The following is a 2,108-nucleotide window of genomic DNA, read 5'->3' as shown; positions in this document are numbered from 1 at the left end:
GCCTCTGGCCCTGGACCCCACCTCCCCCCGCCCCTCGAGGGCCCGCCACCCCGCAGCCGATTCTGTTCTCTTCTATTCTAAGCGGCGGCGTGGTGTGGGTGTTTCAAAAACCCCGCCCTGCCCCCGCACCCATGTGCGCCGCCTTTACACCGTCCGCAGGCCGTCGTTCGCATTGCGTACATGGACCTTCGCTCAACGGACCTTTTCTGGCCAACCTATGGCCAGGGTCCTGACATGAACCTGGCTCAACTGGCACTCTTCCCTCGCACGGCACACCAGTTCACCCGCACCGCATCTTTCAGCCCGGACAGTCCCCATACCGTCCGGGCCCCCCACAGAAGGAGCATGCGTGACCCCCCACATATCCCGGAAGCGCTCAACGCTGGCCATAGCCACCGCTGTTGCCGCCGGAGCACTGCTCGCCGCCGGTCTGACCACCGGCGCGTCCGCACAGCCCGACCAGAACGTGTCGGCCGCATCGCCGGTCGAGCTCTCCGCCTCCGCCCGCGCGGACCTGCTGCAGGACGCGAACGCCGACAAGGCCGCCACCGCCGAGAAGATCGGTCTCGGCGCGAAGGAGAAGCTCGTCGTCCGCGATGTCGTCAAGGACCGTGACGGCACCACGCACACCCGCTATGAGCGCACCTACGACGGCCTGCCCGTCCTCGGCGGCGACCTCGTGGTGCACACCGCGAAGAGCGGCAAGGTCAAGAGCGTGACCAAGGCGGCCAAGGCCACCATCAAGGTCGCATCCACCTCCGCGAAGATCGCGACCAGGTCGGCCGCGCAGTCCGCCGAGTCGACCGCCGCGAAGACCGGCGACACCAAGAAGGCCGACGCGCAGGCGCCCCGCAAGGTCGTCTGGGCCGCGTCGGGCAAGCCGGTCCTCGCCCACGAGACCGTCGTCACCGGCGTCCAGAAGGACGGCACGCCCAGCAAGCTGCACGTCATCACCGACGCGGCCACGGGCAAGAAGCTCTTCCAGTACCAGGCCATCGAGAACGGCGCGGGCCACAGCCAGTACAGCGGCGACGTCGAGGTCGGCTCCAAGAAGGGCTCCAACGGCTTCGACCTGACCGACGACTCGCGCGGCGGCCACTCGACGCTCGACCTGGCGCACAGCGAGAGCGGCGAGGGCAAGATCGTCACGGACGAGGACGACACCTGGGGCACCGGAAAGCCGGAGGACGCCCAGACCGCCGCCGTCGACGCCGCCTACGGCGCCCAGTTGACCTGGGACTACTACAAGACCGTGCACGGCCGTGAGGGCATCAAGGGCGACGGCAAGGGCGCGACCTCGCGGGTCCACTACGGCAAGGCGTACGTCAACGCCTTCTGGGACGACAGCTGCTTCTGCATGACGTACGGCGACGGCGAGGGCGACAAGAAGCCGCTCACGTCGATGGACGTCGCGGCCCACGAGATGACGCACGGCGTCACCGCGGCCACCGGCAACATGGAGTACAGCGGCGAGTCCGGCGGCCTGAACGAGGCCACCTCCGACATCTTCGCGGCGGCCGTCGAGTTCAACTCCAAGAACGAGAAGGACGTCGGCGACTACTACGTCGGCGAGAAGATCGACATCAACGGCGACGGCTCGCCGCTCCGTTACATGGACAAGCCCTCCAAGGACGGCAACTCCCTGGACAACTGGAGCGAGGACGCGGGCAACGTAGACGTCCACTACTCGTCCGGCATCGCCAACCACTTCTTCTACCTGCTCTCCGAGGGCAGCGGCGCGAAGGAGATCAACGGCGTCAAGTACGACTCCCCGACCGCCGACGGCTCCAAGGTCGAGGGCATCGGACGCGACAAGGCCGAGAAGATCTGGTTCAAGGCCCTGACGACGTACTTCACGACCACCACGCAGTACAAGGACGCGCGTGAGGGCACGCTGAAGGCCGCGACGGACCTCTACGGCGCGGACTCCGCCGAGGCCAAGGGCGTGGCGGCGGCCTGGACCGGAGTCAACGTCAAGTAACTCTCTTTGCCGGGGCGGGGCCCCGGGGGGGGGGCGGCCCCCGGGGGGGGGGTTTTGGCGCCCCCCGGTGCGGGGGGCACCTTCCGCCCGCCACCCGCGGGGGGCGGGGGGGGGGTGGGCGGGTGTT

The 2,108-nt window shown here is 68.5% G+C and carries 1 protein-coding gene; it reads left to right on the top strand.

What is annotated here, in order from left to right:
* Positions 1-349: 349 nt before the first annotated feature.
* A complete protein-coding gene (locus ACFWY6_RS45165) occupies positions 350-1,981 on the top strand; it encodes a M4 family metallopeptidase (RefSeq protein ID WP_384703681.1) in 1,632 nt (543 codons plus the stop codon).
* Positions 1,982-2,108 lie beyond the last annotated feature (127 nt).

The organism is Streptomyces sp. NPDC059037 (genome assembly GCF_042740015.1).
Taxonomy (GTDB): domain Bacteria; phylum Actinomycetota; class Actinomycetes; order Streptomycetales; family Streptomycetaceae; genus Streptomyces.
Note: the sequence above shows the minus strand (reverse complement) of the source record. Positions and strands in the feature narration are given on the sequence as shown.